18 protein-coding genes and 1 pseudogene are annotated in these 16,134 nt (G+C 69.5%); 10 read left to right on the forward strand and 9 right to left on the reverse strand.

What is annotated here, in order from left to right:
* Position 1: 1 nt before the first annotated feature.
* A complete protein-coding gene (locus tag V6S85_RS21815; RefSeq protein ID WP_334350226.1) occupies positions 2 to 766 on the reverse strand; it encodes an SDR family oxidoreductase in 765 nt (254 codons plus the stop codon).
* A gap of 158 nt (positions 767 to 924) precedes the next feature.
* On the opposite strand from V6S85_RS21815, the gene V6S85_RS21820 reads away from it, so the two are divergent.
* Positions 925 to 1,395, forward strand: coding sequence for an SRPBCC family protein (locus V6S85_RS21820; RefSeq protein WP_334350227.1), 471 nt, complete (start codon positions 925 to 927; stop codon positions 1,393 to 1,395).
* Between the two features lie 20 nt (positions 1,396 to 1,415).
* Positions 1,416 to 1,557, forward strand: a pseudogene (locus tag V6S85_RS21825) (hypothetical protein); the annotation flags it as partial.
* A 19-nt stretch (positions 1,558 to 1,576) separates the two neighbouring features.
* Here V6S85_RS21825 and V6S85_RS21830 read toward each other — a convergent pair.
* The 6 genes from V6S85_RS21830 to V6S85_RS21855 all read right to left on the reverse strand — a co-directional run bounded on the left by V6S85_RS21830 (position 1,577) and on the right by V6S85_RS21855 (position 6,119).
* Entirely contained in the window at positions 1,577 to 3,436 is a 1,860-nt protein-coding gene (locus V6S85_RS21830) for a glycoside hydrolase family 2 protein (RefSeq protein WP_334350228.1), read from the reverse strand.
* A gap of 80 nt (positions 3,437 to 3,516) precedes the next feature.
* The gene (locus tag V6S85_RS21835) at positions 3,517 to 3,846 is read right to left on the reverse strand and encodes a hypothetical protein (protein ID WP_334350229.1); all 330 of its coding nucleotides are present in this window, start codon (positions 3,844 to 3,846) and stop codon (positions 3,517 to 3,519) included.
* Positions 3,847 to 3,898: 52 nt separating this feature from the next.
* Positions 3,899 to 4,546, reverse strand: coding sequence for an Isoquinoline 1-oxidoreductase subunit (locus V6S85_RS21840; protein WP_334350230.1), 648 nt, complete (start codon positions 4,544 to 4,546; stop codon positions 3,899 to 3,901).
* A 38-nt stretch (positions 4,547 to 4,584) separates the two neighbouring features.
* The gene (locus V6S85_RS21845; protein WP_334350231.1) at positions 4,585 to 5,286 is read right to left on the reverse strand and encodes a type 1 glutamine amidotransferase; all 702 of its coding nucleotides are present in this window, start codon (positions 5,284 to 5,286) and stop codon (positions 4,585 to 4,587) included.
* Positions 5,287 to 5,296: 10 nt separating this feature from the next.
* Entirely contained in the window at positions 5,297 to 5,875 is a 579-nt protein-coding gene (locus tag V6S85_RS21850; RefSeq protein ID WP_334350232.1) for a cob(I)yrinic acid a,c-diamide adenosyltransferase, read from the reverse strand.
* 46 nt (positions 5,876 to 5,921) lie between these two features.
* Entirely contained in the window at positions 5,922 to 6,119 is a 198-nt protein-coding gene (locus V6S85_RS21855) for a twin transmembrane helix small protein (RefSeq protein ID WP_101712735.1), read from the reverse strand.
* 309 nt (positions 6,120 to 6,428) lie between these two features.
* On the opposite strand from V6S85_RS21855, the gene V6S85_RS21860 reads away from it, so the two are divergent.
* The 7 genes from V6S85_RS21860 (at position 6,429) to V6S85_RS21890 (ending at position 11,864) form a co-directional block, all read left to right on the forward strand.
* Positions 6,429 to 6,647 carry a hypothetical protein gene (locus V6S85_RS21860; protein WP_101717070.1) on the forward strand — a complete coding sequence of 73 codons (219 nt, stop codon included), beginning with the start codon at positions 6,429 to 6,431 and terminating at the stop codon, positions 6,645 to 6,647.
* Entirely contained in the window at positions 6,644 to 7,291 is a 648-nt protein-coding gene (locus tag V6S85_RS21865; protein WP_058347781.1) for a TetR/AcrR family transcriptional regulator, read from the forward strand. Before V6S85_RS21860 ends, V6S85_RS21865 begins: the two co-directional genes overlap by 4 nt.
* Before the next feature lie 137 nt (positions 7,292 to 7,428).
* Positions 7,429 to 8,031, forward strand: a complete 603-nt coding sequence (locus V6S85_RS21870) for a TetR/AcrR family transcriptional regulator (RefSeq protein ID WP_116567092.1) — start codon at positions 7,429 to 7,431, stop codon at positions 8,029 to 8,031.
* 149 nt (positions 8,032 to 8,180) lie between these two features.
* Positions 8,181 to 8,822 carry a TetR/AcrR family transcriptional regulator gene (locus V6S85_RS21875; RefSeq protein ID WP_334350234.1) on the forward strand — a complete coding sequence of 214 codons (642 nt, stop codon included), beginning with the start codon at positions 8,181 to 8,183 and terminating at the stop codon, positions 8,820 to 8,822.
* Positions 8,819 to 9,802: an HlyD family secretion protein gene (locus tag V6S85_RS21880; protein ID WP_334350236.1), complete on the forward strand. Its 984-nt coding sequence runs from the start codon at positions 8,819 to 8,821 to the stop codon at positions 9,800 to 9,802. Before V6S85_RS21875 ends, V6S85_RS21880 begins: the two co-directional genes overlap by 4 nt.
* Positions 9,799 to 10,719: an ABC transporter ATP-binding protein gene (locus tag V6S85_RS21885; protein ID WP_334350237.1), complete on the forward strand. Its 921-nt coding sequence runs from the start codon at positions 9,799 to 9,801 to the stop codon at positions 10,717 to 10,719. Before V6S85_RS21880 ends, V6S85_RS21885 begins: the two co-directional genes overlap by 4 nt.
* Positions 10,716 to 11,864, forward strand: a complete 1,149-nt coding sequence (locus tag V6S85_RS21890; RefSeq protein ID WP_334350238.1) for an ABC transporter permease — start codon at positions 10,716 to 10,718, stop codon at positions 11,862 to 11,864. The genes V6S85_RS21885 and V6S85_RS21890 overlap by 4 nt, the downstream gene beginning before the upstream one ends.
* Here the strand turns inward: V6S85_RS21890 and V6S85_RS21895 are convergent.
* Together V6S85_RS21895 and V6S85_RS21900 are read right to left on the reverse strand one after the other, a co-directional pair.
* Complete coding sequence (locus tag V6S85_RS21895; RefSeq protein ID WP_334350239.1) at positions 11,861 to 13,552, reverse strand: acyl-CoA dehydrogenase family protein; 1,692 nt, start codon at positions 13,550 to 13,552, stop codon at positions 11,861 to 11,863. The genes V6S85_RS21890 and V6S85_RS21895 overlap by 4 nt on opposite strands.
* 157 nt (positions 13,553 to 13,709) lie before the next feature.
* Positions 13,710 to 15,128, reverse strand: coding sequence for a hypothetical protein (locus V6S85_RS21900; RefSeq protein WP_116567080.1), 1,419 nt, complete (start codon positions 15,126 to 15,128; stop codon positions 13,710 to 13,712).
* A 251-nt stretch (positions 15,129 to 15,379) separates the two neighbouring features.
* Here V6S85_RS21900 and V6S85_RS21905 point away from each other — a divergent pair, with 251 nt between their 5' ends.
* Complete coding sequence (locus V6S85_RS21905) at positions 15,380 to 15,967, forward strand: SH3 domain-containing protein (protein WP_116567078.1); 588 nt, start codon at positions 15,380 to 15,382, stop codon at positions 15,965 to 15,967.
* Positions 15,968 to 16,134: the final 167 nt, after the last annotated feature.

Consider the following 16,134-nt stretch of genomic DNA (forward strand, 5'->3'; position numbering starts at 1 on the left):
CTCAGATGGTCGCCCCGCCGTCCACCACCAATGCTTGCCCCGTCATGAAACTGCCCGCGCTTGACGCGAGGTAGACCGCCGCCCCGGCGATCTCGTCAGGCTCGCCAATCCGGCGCAGAGGCACCCCGGCGGTCGACCGCTCGAGGGTCTTGGGATCGTCCCACAGGGCCTTGGCGAAATCGGTCTTGATCAGGCCCGGCGCGATGCAGTTGACCCGCACGTTGTCGGGGCCGAACTCGTGAGCGAGGTTGCGGGCCAGCTGGAAGTCGGCGGCCTTGGAGATGTTGTAGGCCCCGATGATGGCGTTGCCGCGCAGGCCGCCGATCGAGCTGACGATGACGATAGCGCCGTCCTTGCGCTCGCGCATCTCCGGCGCGACCATCGAGATCAGCCAATGATTGCTGATGATGTTGTTGTCGAGGATCTTGCGGAACTGGTCGTCGCTGATCCCGGCCAGGGGGCCGTAATAGGGATTGCTGGCGGCGTTGCAGACGCAGACGTCGACGCGCCCGAAGGCGGCGCGGGTCTCGTCGACCAGGCGCTGCAGGTCCTCCTTCGAGGCGATGTTGGCCGGCACGGCGATCGCGGTTCCCGCGCCGTGCCTGTCGTTGAGCGCCGCAGCCACTTCCTCGCAGGGACCGGCCTTGCGCGACGAGATCACCACCTTGGCGCCGTGCTCGGCCATGCGCTCGGCGATGGCCTTGCCGATGCCACGCGAGGAACCGGTGATGATGGCCACCTTGCCGGAAAGGTCGAAGAGGCTCACGGCGCGCTCCCTAAACGTTTGTTTGAATTGCCGGCACAGTGGCCCCGGGGAGGAAGCGGGTCAACCGGCTTCGAAAAAATGCGCGGGGCGGTGTCGGGACGGGTCGACCTCCCGCGTCCTTGGGCCGAACACTGCTTCCAACCATACGGAGAAACGCCATGGCTCTCGACGCCGCCGCCCACGAACTGGTCCTGACCCGGATCATCGACCAGCCGGCCGAGAAGCTCTTCAAGTGCTGGACCACGCCCGAGCTGCTGCCCGAGTGGTTCTGCCCGCCGCCCTGGCGCGTCAGCCACGCGCAGATGGACGTGCGCACCGGCGGAAACAGCCTGATCGTCATGAGCGGTCCGAACGGCGAGGAGATGCCCAACCGCGGCGTCTATCTGGAGGTGGTCGAGAACCAGCTGATCGTCTTCACCGACGCCTTCACGAGCGCCTGGGTCCCCTCCGACAAGCCGTTCATGGTCGGCATCGTCCGCTTCGAGGACCTGGGCGGGGGCAAGACCCGATACACCGCCATCGCCCGCCACTGGACCGCCGAGGACAAGGCCATGCACGAGCAGATGGGCTTCCACGAAGGCTGGGGGATCGCCGCCGACCAGATGGCGGCCCTGGCGGCGCGGCTGTAGGGCGAACTACTCTCCCTCTTCTCCCGTCATTCCCGCCCTTGTGGCGGGAACCCCTCTGTAAGCCGCAAGGGCGGATGGGGCGGACTGCTCGGCAGTCCGCTTGCGCTTCCCGTGCGAGCGGAACCAGGGGTTCCCGCCACAAGGGCGGGAATGACGGGCGGATAGGTAAGCGCCAGATAACCTACCGTCCCTCCCCCGCCAGCTTTTCGTAGTAGTCGGCCAGCACCTTGAAGGCGGCCTTGCGCCGGCCGGCGGGCGAGATCAGGCCCTTGCGGTTCCAGCCCTGCTGGTAGACCGGGTGCTGGCGACGGGGCGAGCGGAAGTCCTTGAGGATCCAGGGCGACATGCCGCGCAAGGACGGCGCGTTGGCGGCCATGGCCAGGGTCTGGACGTAGTAGCGGGCCTGGAAGTCCTCGGAGAACTTGCGCATCAGGGCCGGGTCGCTGAACCCGGCCAGGGCGTCGGCGCCGAACTCGGAGAACACCATCGGCTTGTCGGTGGGCCGCCAGGCGATCCTGGCCACCGCGTCCAGGCCGTCGTCGGAGTACCAGCCGGCATAGGTGTTGACCGCCAGCACGTCGAGCTTGGCGGCCAGCGGATCGTCGACGCCCATCACCTGCCTGCCGCCCTCGATCTTGCGGTCGGCCAGCAGGGCAGCGGTGACGAGGCGCGTGTCGTCGAGCGCGCGGACGTCGTCGGCCAGGGTCCCCAGGAAGGCGTTGCGGGCGTCGCTGATCGGGGTCTCGTTGGCCACGCTCCACAGCACGATGGAGGCTCGGTTGCGGTCGCGGCGAATGGAGTCGGCCAGCATGTCGCGCGCCAGCCTCAGGGTGCGGGCGTTGCTAAAATCGACCAGCCAGTAGATCGGGATCTCGCTCCAGACCAGCAGGCCCATCTCGTCGGCCAGGCGCGTGGTCACCTCAGAATGCGGATAGTGGGCCAGGCGCACGAAGTTGGCGTGCAGGCCGTCGCGGGCCTCGGCCAGCAGGGCGTGGGCGGAGGCCTCGGTGATGGTGCGAGCCGGGTTCTCGCCCAGCTCCTCCTCGTGCAGGCAGATGCCGCGCAGGAACACCGGCTTGCCGTTGACCAGGATCTCGCCGCCACGCACCTCGACGGTGCGGAAGCCGACACGGTCGGTCAGCACGTCGTCGCCGGCCTCGACGCGGACGTCATAGAGCGCGGGCGCGCCCGGCGCCCAGCGCTTGAGGCCCTTGGGCGCGGGGGCCGACAACCTGGCCACGCCGTCCGAACCGGCCTGGCCGGAGAGGGTCAGATTCAGCCCGGCGACCTTGACGCTGACCGCTTGGCCGGCGGCGGCCGGACCGTCCAGGCGCACGTCTGCGGCGATCGTCTTGCCGTCGCGGGTCAGGCGCACCCAGGCCTCGTCGACGAAGGTGGCGGGCGTGATCACCAGCCGCACCGGCCGGGTGATGCCGCCATAGGTCTCCCAGTCGGTGACCGGCGGCGGGGCGCCGTCGACGGCGGGGGTGGAGTCGACGCCGACCGTCACCTGGTTCTGGCCGGCCCGCAGAAGCTTGGTCACCTCGAAGGAGAAGGGCGTGAATCCGCCCTCGTGCTCGCCCACGGCCTGGCCGTTCAGATAGACCTTGGCGGTGTAGTTGGCGGCCTCGAAGCGCAGGAAGGCCCGCTGGCCGGGCTTCAGCGCCGGCGTATCGAACCGCCGCTGGTACCAGACCAGACCCTGGTAGTGGCGCATCTCTGGCGCGTGGGTCAGCCATGAGGCCGGCAGGGTCGCGGTCGGCGAGCGCTGCATGTCATATTCGTAGAGCGCCTTGGGATCGGCGCGGGTCACCTGCTCGACGTCGCTGTCGTCGTAGCGGCGGTGGCCGGTCCCGGGCGGGCCGCGGTGGAAGCCGGCGACGCCGTCACGATAGGGGTCGACCGAGTAGTTCCAGGTTCCCGACAGGTCCTGGCCGTCGCGCCGGTCGGCCCGGGTCAGGGTCGGCCCCGCCTGCGCCGCCGACGCGGCCATGACCAGCACGGCCGCGGCCGCCAGAACGCGCTCGAACACCTGCCGCATCCGCCTCTCCCTGTCCCGCAACGCTGGTAATGCCAACGTTGTCATTGGGCGGGATATTGGTCAGGCCGGTTGCGGGTTGTCTAGGGCCCGATGTGCGCTGTGCGCCCTGGCCCGTTGCTTTCGAGTCGGGCTCGTAGTGCTCCGGCGACCGCCCTCACCTGACCAGGATCGGCGTCGCCGGCCAGCAGTTCGCCCAGCCGGACCACCAGGTCGAGCTCGTCGCTCCGGATCCAGGCGTTCGCCCCCTGGAAGGGATCGTCATGGATTTCGAGGTCTTCGAGCAGGGCGTGGCGCGCCACCCTCCAGCGGAGGGGCGAGGATCGTCGATCCGTCAGCACGAGAACGGCTCGGTACAGCCAGCGCCGATCGGGATCCATCCAGACTAGAGGGTGCGGCGAAAGCTTGGCCATGCCGGCCATCCTGCACCAACGGGCGGCATGCCGCCACTCGCGCGGCTCCCGATCACGCCTTGGGGCACTTCGCCCCGGTGTCGATCCAGGCCTTGATGATCTCGCCGAACTGGCCTTGCGTGCCCGGCGCGGGCTTGCGGCCCTCGCCCGGGTTCCAGCCCCAGCCGACCAGGTGGTCGCGAGCCATGTGCTCGTGGATCTGGGCCAGGGTCTTGCCGCCGTTGCGGGCCGGGTCCTTCAGCTGGGCGCAGATCGCCCCCAGCGACTTGCCCTGCCAGGCCATCTCGGCCGGGGCCAGGGCCCAGTGCGGATCGCCGGGGATGCTCTTTACCTGCTGGCCGAAGGTCTTGACGTTGGCCGGACCGTGGCACGACAGGCAGGGCATGCCGGTGGGACCATGGCCGCTCTGGCCGGCGACCATCGGCGGATTGTGCGGATGCAGGTCGTCGCCCTGGGTCGGCGCGCGCTCGACCGGGTGGCAGTTCAGGCAGCGCGGGCTCTGGATCACCTTGCCGGCCTCGGCGAACAGGGCGACCGAGCGGGCGGCCGGGTCCTTGATCGACTGGAAGCTGGCGACGGTCTTGAGGCCCTGCGCCGGCGCAGCGGCGGGCGCGGGGCCGGCCGCGCCCTGGGTCATGGCGATCACGGCGCCGCCCGCAAGCGTCAGGCCGACGGCGAGCATCACGGTGGCGAGACGCATGGCGTTGTTCTCCCGCTTGCTCAGCCGCAACGGCCAAGTCAGGCCTTGGTTGCTTTCCGCAAGAAGCTATCGATCCAGCCGGCGATGCGGTTGCTGTCGTTGGGCGCGGCCAGCGAGGCCACGGCCGCGTCGGCCTGTTCCTCGGAAAACCGCGTGCCGCGCCGGCTTTCGATCAGGGCCGTGGCGTAGGCCGGGTCGAACTCGGGGTGGAACTGCATCGAGATGGCCTTGTCGCCATAGGCCAGCACGCCGAACGGGGTGAAGTCGCTGCCGGCCAGCACCTGGCCGCCCGGCGCCAGAGCAACGACCTGGTCCTGGTGCGAGCCGGGCGCGCTGACATGGGCCACGTCGTCCATCCAGGGCGCGGCGTTGGCGACCGAATAGCTCTGCAGGCCGATGCCCCAGCCCTTGTCGGACTTCACCGCGCTGCCGCCGAAGGCCTCGGCCATCACCTGGTGGCCGAAGCACACGCCCACCAGCGGAACCTGGTCACGGGCGGTGGCCAGGAAGCCCTTCAACGGATCGATCCACGGCAGGTCGTCATAGACCCCGGCCGAACTGCCGGTGACGACATAGGCGTCGCAGGCGTCGATGGCCTTGGGCAGCGCCCCGGCCTGGACGTCGAAGGTCGTGTAGTCGTGGCCGGGCCCCAGCAGGCGCTGGAACATGCCGCCATAGCGGCCGTAGTCCGAAATCAGGCTTTCGGGCGGTTCGCCCGTTTCCAGGAGGCCGATGCGCATCGAAGAGGTCCTATCGCGTCGCGCCGGGCTTCCACAGCACGTCGCTCGCGCCGTTGGAGTTGGCGCGCCTCGCGGCCACGAACAAGAGGTCCGACAGGCGATTGAGATATTTCAGCGCCGGCTGGCCGACGATCTCGCCCTCGGTCGCGGCCAGGGCCACGCAGGTGCGCTCGGCCCGGCGGCAGACGGTGCGGGCCACGTGCAGGGCGGCCGACAGGGGAGACCCCGCCGGCAGCACGAACGAGGTCAGGGGCGACAGGCGCTCGTTAATCAGGTCGATCTCGGCCTCCAGCCGCTCGACCTGGCCCTCGACCACGCGCAGCGGCTCCCATTCCGGCTTTTCGTTCTGCTCGGGGGTGGCCAGATCCGCGCCCAGATCGAAGAGGTCGTTCTGGATCCGCTCGAGCATGGCGTCGAGCTCGGGGTCGCCGCCGGCGTGCTGGCGGGCCACGCCGATGAAGGCGTTGGTCTCGTCGACGCCGCCATAGGCCTCGACCCGCAGGGAGGCCTTGCTGACCGGCTCGCCCGTCGACAGCCGGGTCGAGCCCTTGTCGCCCGTGCGCGTATAGATGCGGTTGAGCACGACCACGCCGTTATCTCCTGAAACAAAGCTGCAAAATCAGCCGGCTACAGCTTTACCGGTGGCTCCACCAGAAAGCGGCCACCAGGACCAGCACGGCGACGAACTGCAGCACCACGCGCAGGCGCATCAGCCGGTTGGAATAGGAGCGGCCGAAGTCGCCGCCGCGGAAGAGGGCGTAGATCCCCACGCACAGCGTCGCCAGCACGGCGAACAGGGCGACGGGGATGGCGATTTGGAACAGGTTGGCCATGCACGCCAACCTAGGCCTCTCGTTTGGCGAACGCCAGCGCCGCCCCGCTCGCCTCAAAATCGCAAAACACGTTCGCCGAGTGTGTTCGTTGAGCGCATTTGCCGCATCGACGGATGAGCAGCGCTACCATAGAACGTTTTTCAGCCAAGGTTGATCGATTTTGGCACGATTTGTGGGTTGAATTCCCTTGCACACAAGGGTAGACGGCCCCACCTGAATTCACAGTGCGCGTTCGTTGAACATGATCGACGCCAAGCCGCGGATCGTTCAGCGCAGTTTGTTCCCGCGGCCGGCCTGGAGAGAGAAATCATGTCGCAGAGCGCACGGCTCGCCGCGGCCCCATCCGAGAGGGACGAAGCCCTCGCGGAAGTCCGTCAACTGATCATCGACCTTCGAGACGCCGCCCAGGATGGGCGCGATCTCGCCCGCCGCTACGCCGACGTCCTGCAAAACGTCGTCGACGAGTACTGCATCGAATTTGAGAAGCGCGCCGAAGCCGCGCTCGCCCGCCTGGAGGCCGCCGCATGAGCTTTGTTTCCGTCAACATCGAGTCCGGTTCCGAAACCCCGGTGAAGCTGACCCGCCGGGCGCTCGCCAAGCAGCGCACCCGCGAGCGCGTCCTGTCGGCCGCCCGCCGCCTGTTCAGCGAGCGCGGCTACGAGGGCGCCACGATCCGTGACATCGCCCAGGCCGCCGGCATGTCGACCGGCGCGGTGTTCGCCAGCTTCTCGGACAAGTCGGAACTGTTCGACGAGATCCTGACCGCCGACTACGAAGTCATCTACGCCCAGATGAAGCAGGCCGCCCGCGAAGGCGAAACCGTCGCCGACGCCCTGCTGGGCCTGTTCGGCGTGGCCTACAGCTTCCACCTGGAACAACTGCCGCTGCTGCAAGCCAGCATCGCCGTCAGCTGGACCCGTTCGGACGCCGCCGAAAAGCGCGCCCGCACCGATATCAAGCACCTGTTCGCCCTGATCACCGACGCCCTGGAGCGCGGCGTGCAGGCCGGCGAACTGAAGGCCGACGTCGACGCGAAACTCGTGGCCGAGATCGCTTGGGACGTGTATGTCGCCAACTACCGCCGCGCCGTCTACGACGGCTGGACGGTCGAAAACCTGGTGGCTCACCTGCGTGAACAGCTGAAGCTGATCCTCGCCGGCGTGCGCGCCTGAGGACGGTTCCGCCGGGGGGCGGATCGTCCCCCGGTCGTCCAGGTCAACGACAATAAGAACGAGACGAGCGCCCGTTGGGGTCGGGCGCGCGTTTCGATGTTTTGAAATCAGCGCTGCGTGTCCGGAGGGGGAACTGCGTGGGCGTACGCGACGAACAGAAACAGGCGACGCGCGAGCGCGTGCTCGAAGCCGCGCGAGACCTGTTCAACGAGACCGGTTACGAAGAGACCACGATCCGCGCCATCGCCGAACGGGCGGGCGTGTCCGTGGGCAGCGTCTTCACGACCTTTGCGTCCAAGGCCGAGGTTCTCAGCCACGTGATGGAGCGGCGCCTCGGCGACCTCTATGCCGAATTCGACCGGGTGCTGCCGTTCCTGCGCGGCTCCACGGCCGATCGGCTGTGCTCGATCTTCGCCATCCACTACGAGTTCGAGACCCGGCGGGTGCGGCTGTTCCTGGCCCACATCGCCGCCTCCTACAGCCCGAGCAACGACCCGGGGGTGACCCCCTACGGCCGTAACGAGCGGCTGTCGGACATGCTCGAGCAGGTGCTGCACGACGGCGTGGCGCGCGGCGACGTGCGCGGCGACCTCGATCTGGGCCTGACCGTGGAAGTGCTGAAGGCCTGCTACGCCTCCAACTACCGCATGGCCGCCGCCCGCGGCGCCGGCGCCCAGGAGATGTCGGCGGCCATGGACAAACAGGTCGCCCTGATCGCCGCCGGCTGGACGCCGCGCTAGAGCGGCGCGACGCCGCCTCCATTCAACGATACCGAAAGCCGCCTTCCCGATGGGAGGCGGCTTTTGCCTTGCCGGTTGCTCCCGCTTGAGTTATCCACAGCGTTAGTATATAACTTTCCGGTCAGTTATATATTGAGAAGGCGTGGATCATGCAGCCAGGCCCGCCCAAATGGCGACGGCGCAGCGAGGCGCGGCCGGGCGAGATCGTCCAGGCCGCGCTGGAGGTCTTCGCCGAGCGCGGCTTCGCCGGCGCCAGGCTGGACGAGATCGCCGCCAAGGCCGGCATCTCCAAGGGCGCGCTCTATCTCTATTTCGAGACCAAGGACGACATCTTCCGCGCCGTGGTGCGCGAGGCCGTCGCGCCCAATCTCGACATGGTCGAGGCGGTGCTGGCCCAGGCGACCCTGCCCTTCCCCGACCTGCTGCGGATGGTCTTTTCCCGCATCGTCCAACTGATCGGGACCTCGCGCCTGGGCGCGGTGGCCAAGCTGGTGATCGGCGAGTCACGCAACTTCCCCGAACTGGCCCGCGTCTGGCACGACGAGGTGGTCAGCCGCGCCTTGACGCTGATGAGCGGCGCCATCGCCCGCGCCCAGGCGCGCGGCGAGGTCGCGCCGGGCGACCCGCGCCTCTACGCCTTCAGCATCGTCGGCCCGATCCTGATGGGTGTGATCTGGAAGGAGACCTTCGTCCCCGTCGGCGCCCCGGCCATGGACCTGGAGGCCCTGGTCCGCCAGCACGCCGACACCGTGCTGCTGGGCCTGACCCCGCGCGCGGAGGCCGGGGCATGAAGCCCGCCGTCCGCATCGCAGCCGTCGTGATCGGGCTCGGCGTCGCCGGCTTCGTGGGCTGGCGGCTGCTGGGCCCCGACGCCCACCGCCCCCGCCGGCTGTCGGGCTATGTCGAGGGCGAGACCCTGTATGTGGCCGCCGCGTCGGCCGGGCCGGTCAGCGTCGTTTCCGTGCAACGCGGCGACCGGGTGAAGGCCGGCCAGCCGCTGTTCGCCCTCGACGCGGCCCAGCTGACCGCCGCCCGCGACCAGGCCGCCGCCCAGCTGGAGACGGCGCGGGCCCAGCAGCGCGACGCCGAGAAGGGCCAGCGTCCGCAGGAGCTGGCGGTGTTCGACGCCGAGCGCGCGGCCGCCGAAGCGGCGGTGCGACAGGCCCAGGCCGACTACGACCGCATCGCCCCTCTGGTCGCCAGGGGCATCTACGCCCCCGCCCGGCTGGACCAGGCCCGCGCCGCCCGCGACACCGCCCGCGCCTACGCCGTCGCCGTCGCCCGCCGCAAGACCGTCGGAACACTGGGCCAGCGTCCGGACACGGTGGCCGCCGCTGGCGCGGCCGTCGCCTCGGCCCGCCAGGCCCTGGCCGCCGCCCAGGACCGCCTCGACCAGATCAGCCCCAAGGCGCCGGCTTCGGCCCTGGTGCAGGACGTCTTCTACCAGCCCGGCGAATGGGCCTCGGCCAACCAGCCGGTCGTGGCGCTGCTGGCCGACGAGCGCGTGCGCCTGCGCTTCTTCGTGCCCGAGGCCGAGATCGCCCGCTACCGCGTGGGCGCGCAGGTGCGGTTCTCGTGCGATGGCTGCGGGGCCGAGCGCTCGGCGAGGATCAACTATGTCAGCCCGCGCGCCGAGTTCACCCCGCCGGTGATCTACAGCCGCGAGACGCGCCAGCGGCTGGTGTTCCTGGTCGAGGCCCGGCCCGCGCCCGGCGCGCCCCTGGCGCCGGGCCTGCCGGTCGACGTCGCGCCGCTGGAGGCGGGCAAGTGACCGACCTGGCGGTCGACGTCTCGGGGCTGAACAAGAGTTTCGGCCCGCGCCACGTGGTGCAGGACGTGTCGATCCAGGTCGAGAAGGGCCGCATCACCGGGTTCCTGGGCCCCAACGGCTCGGGCAAGACCACCACCCTGCGCATGCTGTGCGGCCTGCTCACCCCCGACAGCGGCGAGGGCGAGGTTCTGGGCCTGGACTTCCGCAAGGAAGCCGAGGCGGTCAAGCGCCAGACCGGCTACATGACCCAGAAGTTCTCGCTCTACGAGGACCTGTCGATCGAGGAGAACCTCGACTTCGTCGCCCGCGTGCACGAGCTGGATCGCCGCCGCGCGCGGGTGGCCGAGAGCCTCGAGCGCCTGGGCCTGACCGCCCGCCGCAAGCAGCTGGCCGGCAGCCTGTCGGGCGGCTGGAAGCAGCGCCTGGCCCTGGCCGCCAGCATCATGCACGGCCCAAGGCTGCTGCTGCTCGACGAGCCGACCGCGGGGGTCGATCCCAAGGCCCGCCGCGAGTTCTGGGACGAGATCCACGCCCTGTCGGCCGAGGGGCTGACCGTCATGGTCTCGACCCACTACATGGACGAGGCCGAGCGCTGCCACGACATCACCTATATCGCCTACGGCCGGCTGATGGCGCGGGGCACGGCCGACGAGGTCATCGCCCGCTCGGGCCTCGTCACCTTCCGCGGCGAGGGGCCGGGAGCCGACCGGCTGGCGCGGGACCTGGCCACGGCGCCGGGCGTGGCCATGGCCGCCCCGTTCGGCGCGGCCCTGCACGTCAGCGGCGTCGACCGCGCCGCGCTGGAGGCCGCCATCGCCCCCTATCGCAAGCCGCCGGTGACCTGGACCGAGGTCCAGCCGACGCTGGAGGACGTGTTCATCCGGCTGATGAGCCAGTCGTCGGACAATTTCCAATGAGCGGAGCCGCTGAGCGCAGGGGAGGCCTGTCCGGCGCGCGCATCCTGGCGGTGCTGATCAAGGAGTTCATCCAGCTCACCCGCGACCGGCTGACCTACGCCATGATCCTGGTCATGCCGATCGTGCAGCTGCTGCTGTTCGGCTACGCCATCAACAGCGACCCGCGCGACCTGCCCACGGCGGTGCTAGTGCAGGACCAGGGGCCGATGGCCCGCTCGACCCTGTCGGCCCTGGTCAACAGCGGCTATTTCGAGATCGTTCGCACCGCGTCCTCGCCGGCCGAGTTGGACGAAGCCGTGGCGCGGGGCGAGGTGCAGTTCGCCCTGACCATCCCCGCCGACTTCACCCGGCGCGTGGTGCGCGGCGACGGGGCCCAGATCCTGGTCGAGGCCGACGCCTCCGATCCGGCCGCCACCGGCGGGGCCATCGCCGCCCTGGCCAGCCTGCCGCGCACGGCCCTGTCGCGCGATCTCGTCGGCGCGGCGGCCAGGCCCGGCGCCGATCCGTTCGAGGTGGTGATCCACCGTCGCTACAATCCCGAGGCCGTCACCGCCTACAACATCGTGCCGGGCCTGCTGGGCGTGATCCTGTCGATGACCCTTGTGATGATGACCGCCCTGGGCGTCACCCGCGAGTACGAGCGCGGCACGATGGAAAGCCTGCTGGCCACGCCCGCCCGCCCCATCGAGGTGATGATCGGCAAGCTGGCGCCCTATGTCGTGGTCGGCCTGATCCAGACGGCGGTGATCCTGATCCTCGCCCGGGTGCTGTTCGCCGTGCCGATGGCCGGCGGCTGGATCGCCCTTGGCCTGGGCGTCCTGCTGTTCATTGTCGGCTCGCTGGCCCTGGGCTTCCTGATCTCGACCGTGGCGCGGACCCAGTTGCAGGCCATGCAGATGTCGTTCTTCTACATGATGCCGTCGATCCTGCTGTCGGGCTTCATGTTTCCGTTCCGCGGCATGCCCGACTGGGCCCAGGCCCTGGGCAGCGTGATCCCGGTGACCCACTTCCTGCGGGTGGTGCGCGGCGCCCTGCTCAAGGGCCTCGACGTCGTGGCCCTGTGGCCCAGCCTCGGCGCCCTGGCGCTGTTCGTGGTGGTGATCGCCGGCGCGGCCATGGCCCGCTACCGCACGACGCTGGACTAGTTGGCGTCCTCCAGCAGGCGCCGGGCGATGACCTGGGCCTGGATCTCGCCGGCCCCCTCGAAGATGTTCAGGATGCGGGCGTCGGCCAACAGCCGGCTCGCCGCATATTCCATGGCGAAGCCGTTGCCGCCGTGGATCTGCAGGGCGTTGTCGGCGGCGGCCCAGGCCACGCGGGCGGCGACCAGCTTGGCCATGCCGGCCTCCAGGTCGCAGCGCTTGCCCTCGTCCTTCTGGCGGGCGGCGAAATAGGTCAGCTGGCGCACGCCCATGATCTCGGCGGCCATCATCGCCAGCTTGTTGTGCACCCGGGGGAAGGCGAAGATCGCGTCGCCGAACTGCTTGCGGTCGAGCGCATAGGACAGGCCGACCTCCAGCGCCGCCTGGGCCACGCCCACCGCCCGCGCCGCCGTCTGGATGCGGGCGCTCTCGAAGGTGGCCATCAGTTGCTTGAACCCATGGCCGGGCGCGCCGCCCAGCAGGTTTCCGGCCGGCACGGAAAAGCCGTCGAAGCCCAGCTCGTACTCCTTCATGCCGCGATAGCCGATGACGCCGATCTCGCCGCCGCTCATGCCCGGGGCCGGGAAGTCGTCGCCCTCGACGCCGCGCGGCTTGGGAGCCAGCAGCATGGAGAGGCCGCGATAGTCGCTGGTCGCCGGATCGGTGCGCACCAGCAGGGTCATGACGTCGGCGCGGGCGGCGTGGGTGATCCAGGTCTTGTTCCCGGTCACCACGTAGGCGTCGCCCTCCAGCACCGCGCGGGTGCGCAAGGACCCCAGGTCCGAGCCGGTGTTCGGCTCGGTGAACACCGCGGTCGGCAGGATCTCGGCGCTGGCGATCCTGGGCAGCCAGTACTGCTTCTGGTCTTCGGTCCCGCCGGTCAGGATCAGCTCGCCGGCGATTTCCGATCGCGTGGCCAGCGAGCCTACGCCGATCCAGGCGCGCGACAGCTCTTCGGACACCACGCACATGGCGGTCTTGCCCATGCCGCTGCCGCCGTACTCCTCGGGGATGGTCAGGCCGAAGACGCCAAGTTCGCCCAGCTCCTGAACCAGCTCGATCGGGATCAGCTGGTCCTTCAGGTGCCACTCGTGGGCGAAAGGCGTGACCTTCTCCTCGGCGAAGGCGTGGAACTGGTCGCGGATCATCTCGAAGGTCTCGTCCAGACCGGTATGCTCCAGGGTCGGTCGGCCCTTGGCTTCGGCCAGGCGCTGGGCGATGCGGGTCTTCACCGCCTGCGTGCCGCCCTCGACCATCAGCTTCATGATGCCGTTCGAGAACAGGCGGTTCATCACCGCGCGGTCGGTGACCAGGTGGGCGGGGCGGACGATCTCGCCCTGGTTCATCGGCACGCCGCCGATCAGCTGGGCGGCGTACTCGGAGAACAGGAGCTGGGCCAGCAGGGCCTCGATCTCGCCGAAACGCCCCTCGGTCTCCAGCCGCTCGGCCCAGCCGGCGACCTGGTTCATCAGTTCGGCATAGGCGGCGTACCAGCCAAAACCGTGCACGGCGTGCTGCTGGGCGTCGGCGAGCTTGCGGTCGATCCTGCCGTCGGCGCCGGCTATGGCGGCCTTCACCGCGGGCCGGGCCTCGGCGACGAAGGTCTGGGCGCAGGTCGCCGCCTCGCGCAGCAGGCCCGTCAGGCCAGGAAGGATCAGGGACGTGGATTCCCGGGCGACCGCGTCGGCCATGCTCTAACTCCCCTGCGCCGTACTTATGTTTTCCGGCACTGTGATCCCTTTCGCACCTGCGAGCAATGCCGCAACGCAGCATGCGGTTGCGCGAGAGCGGGGATCGGGGATCGGGGAGGCGTGCGCCCGCCCCCCGAAGGGGACGGGCGCTGTGTCGTCAGTTCGGGTCGGAATTGCTCGCCAGCGCCCACGAGAAGTCGGCGTGGGTGTTGCTGGTGGTGAAGTAGAGCGGGTCGCTGAAGAACGCGATCGGCTTCTTGTAGTTGGCCGGATAGGGCGCGTTGCCGGCGGTGATCACCGCCACCCCGTGGCAGCTCATGCAGTTGGAGGTGATGCCGGCCGGGATGCCGGTGCTGGTCTCCAGATAGGGGTTGAAGCAGACGGTCATGGTCGAGCCGCCTTGCGTGGTCGTCTGGTCGTAGGCGGTGCAGGTGGCGTAGTTGGTCCACGGTCCGGTCAGGCTGGCCGGCTGGCCCTGCTTGCTGCCGGGGAAACCGTTCGGCGTGTCGGCGCCCGGCTGCCACCAGAAGGTCTGCCAAGTCCAGAACGGGATTTCCTTGCTGTTGACGTGCATGGCCTGCAGCACGGCGAAGTCGCCGGGCACGGCCGCGTCGGCGCCGGTCAGGCCGTTGGCGGTGTTGTAGTCCTGGGCCTCGGCGGCGCTGAGCTTGACCGAGTAGAAGGTGCTCATCGGCGCCCACAGGAAGGTCTTGCAGGCGCCCGGGTCGCGGATGCTGGCGATCTCGCGCGGGGTGGCCGGACGCACCGGACCCTGGCCGGTCGGCGCCACAAGCACGCAGGTGGTCCAGGTCTGGGGCTCGGGGTTCTGGGCGTTGGTCGAGGCCGCCGGCCCTTGCCACAGCGGCTGGGGGGTCAGGCCCTTGGCGTGGACCAGGCCGAACACCGGCTTCAGCTCGATGCCACGCACCGGGAAGTCCTGCACGCCGCGATCCTGGGGCGTCGTGCCCGCCGGCCAGGAGGCGTTCAGCTTCTGCATGTCGCTGGTGCTGGAGTAGCGGTAGGAGACGCCGCCCGGCCCCGGGTGCGAGGCGTCCAGGAAGGTCGCCGCCTCGGGGCTGAACTTGTTGAACGAAGTCACCGTGGTGTCGAACTTGGTCGGCGTGATGCCGCCGCGGCCGTGGTGGAACTGGTTCGGCTGCTGGAAGACGCGCAGCTTGCGCGGCGCGGCCACGCGCTGGGCCACCGTCGTGGTCGTCGCGGCGGCGGCGGCCCCCGCCGGCGGCGCGGGCGGGAAGACGTCGTCGGTGCCGGCCCAGGTTTCCCAGATCGGCAGCGACTGGCCGTTGAACGACTGGCCCGACGGCTGGGCCATGGCCTGCCAGATCTGCCAGGCGTGGTTGCGGATGGCGGCGGTGTCGGCGTTGGCGATCCAGCCGTTGATCGTCGCGGCGGCCACCGGATAGTTCGCCGTGGTCGGCAGCGGCACCGGCGTGATCACCGCCACGTCCAGCAGCGCCTCGGGCTTGGGCGCGGTGGCTTCCGGCGCCTTGTCGCAGCCGGTCAGGCCGGCGTACAGCGCGACGGTCGCGGCCGTCGCAATCGCGATCTTCCTCATGGGTCGGTCCCCTTCCCCGACGCGGGGTTGCGGGCCGCGCCATCAAAGCATCTTAACTCAACAACACCCCCAAAGGTTGTGAATTTGCGCACCACGACTTCTGGAACGGCGCGCGATCCATTTCGAAAAAATTCCAACATGAACGAATTCTGTCGAACGACCTGACGGCTCGGTTCAGCTTCGGCCTGCGATGGTGCGTCTCACGGGGCCGACGGCTCCGAACCAATCACACGGGACGAAAGACCACCGCCATGCAAAAGACCACCGACATCAAGAAGATGGGCAAGACGATCGGCCTGACCATCGCCGCCGCCGCCACCGCCTTCACCATGGCCGCCGCGCCGGCCGCCAACGCCGTCGAACAGCGCCTGGGCGGCGTCGTCGGCTGCGACGCCTCGGGCAAGAAGCAGGAAACGGGCGCCGTGATCGGCGGCCTGCTGGGCGCCGTCGCCGGCTCGAACCTGGCCAAGAACGACCGCGGCACGGGCACCGCCATCGGCGCCGTCGTCGGCGCGGGCGCCGGCTCCTACGTCGGCTGCAGCATGCAGAAGAAGCAGGCCTCGAACGACGTCGGCGGCTCCTACAAGACCAGCAACGGCATCAAGATCTCGCACAACGTCGACTCCGCGCCGATGACCAAGATCACCGGCAAGTACGTCGCCCGCTCGACCCTGAACCTGCGCGCCTCGGCCTCGACCCGCGGCCAGCGCGTCGGCTCGGTCGTCGCCGGCGAGACCTTCCAGGCCCTGGGTCGCACCAGCGACGGCCAATGGATCCTGGTCGGCCAGAACGGCGTCGGCGTCGGCTACGTCTCCAGCGCCTACGTCTACCGCGCTTAACGAGGTTCGGGGCGCGCTCCCCACCCCCCGTCCCCGCGCGCTCCGTGCGAGCCCGCCTGGTCCCCCGACCAGGCGGGTTTTTCGTGTTTGCCCCATCCCTCCCGTCATTCCCGCCCTTGTGGCGGGAAACCCTGGTCGAGCTGGCACGGGCGCCGCAAGCGGCGTGC

This window comes from Caulobacter sp. CCNWLW153, assembly GCF_036889365.1.
Lineage (GTDB): Bacteria > Pseudomonadota > Alphaproteobacteria > Caulobacterales > Caulobacteraceae > Caulobacter > Caulobacter radicis.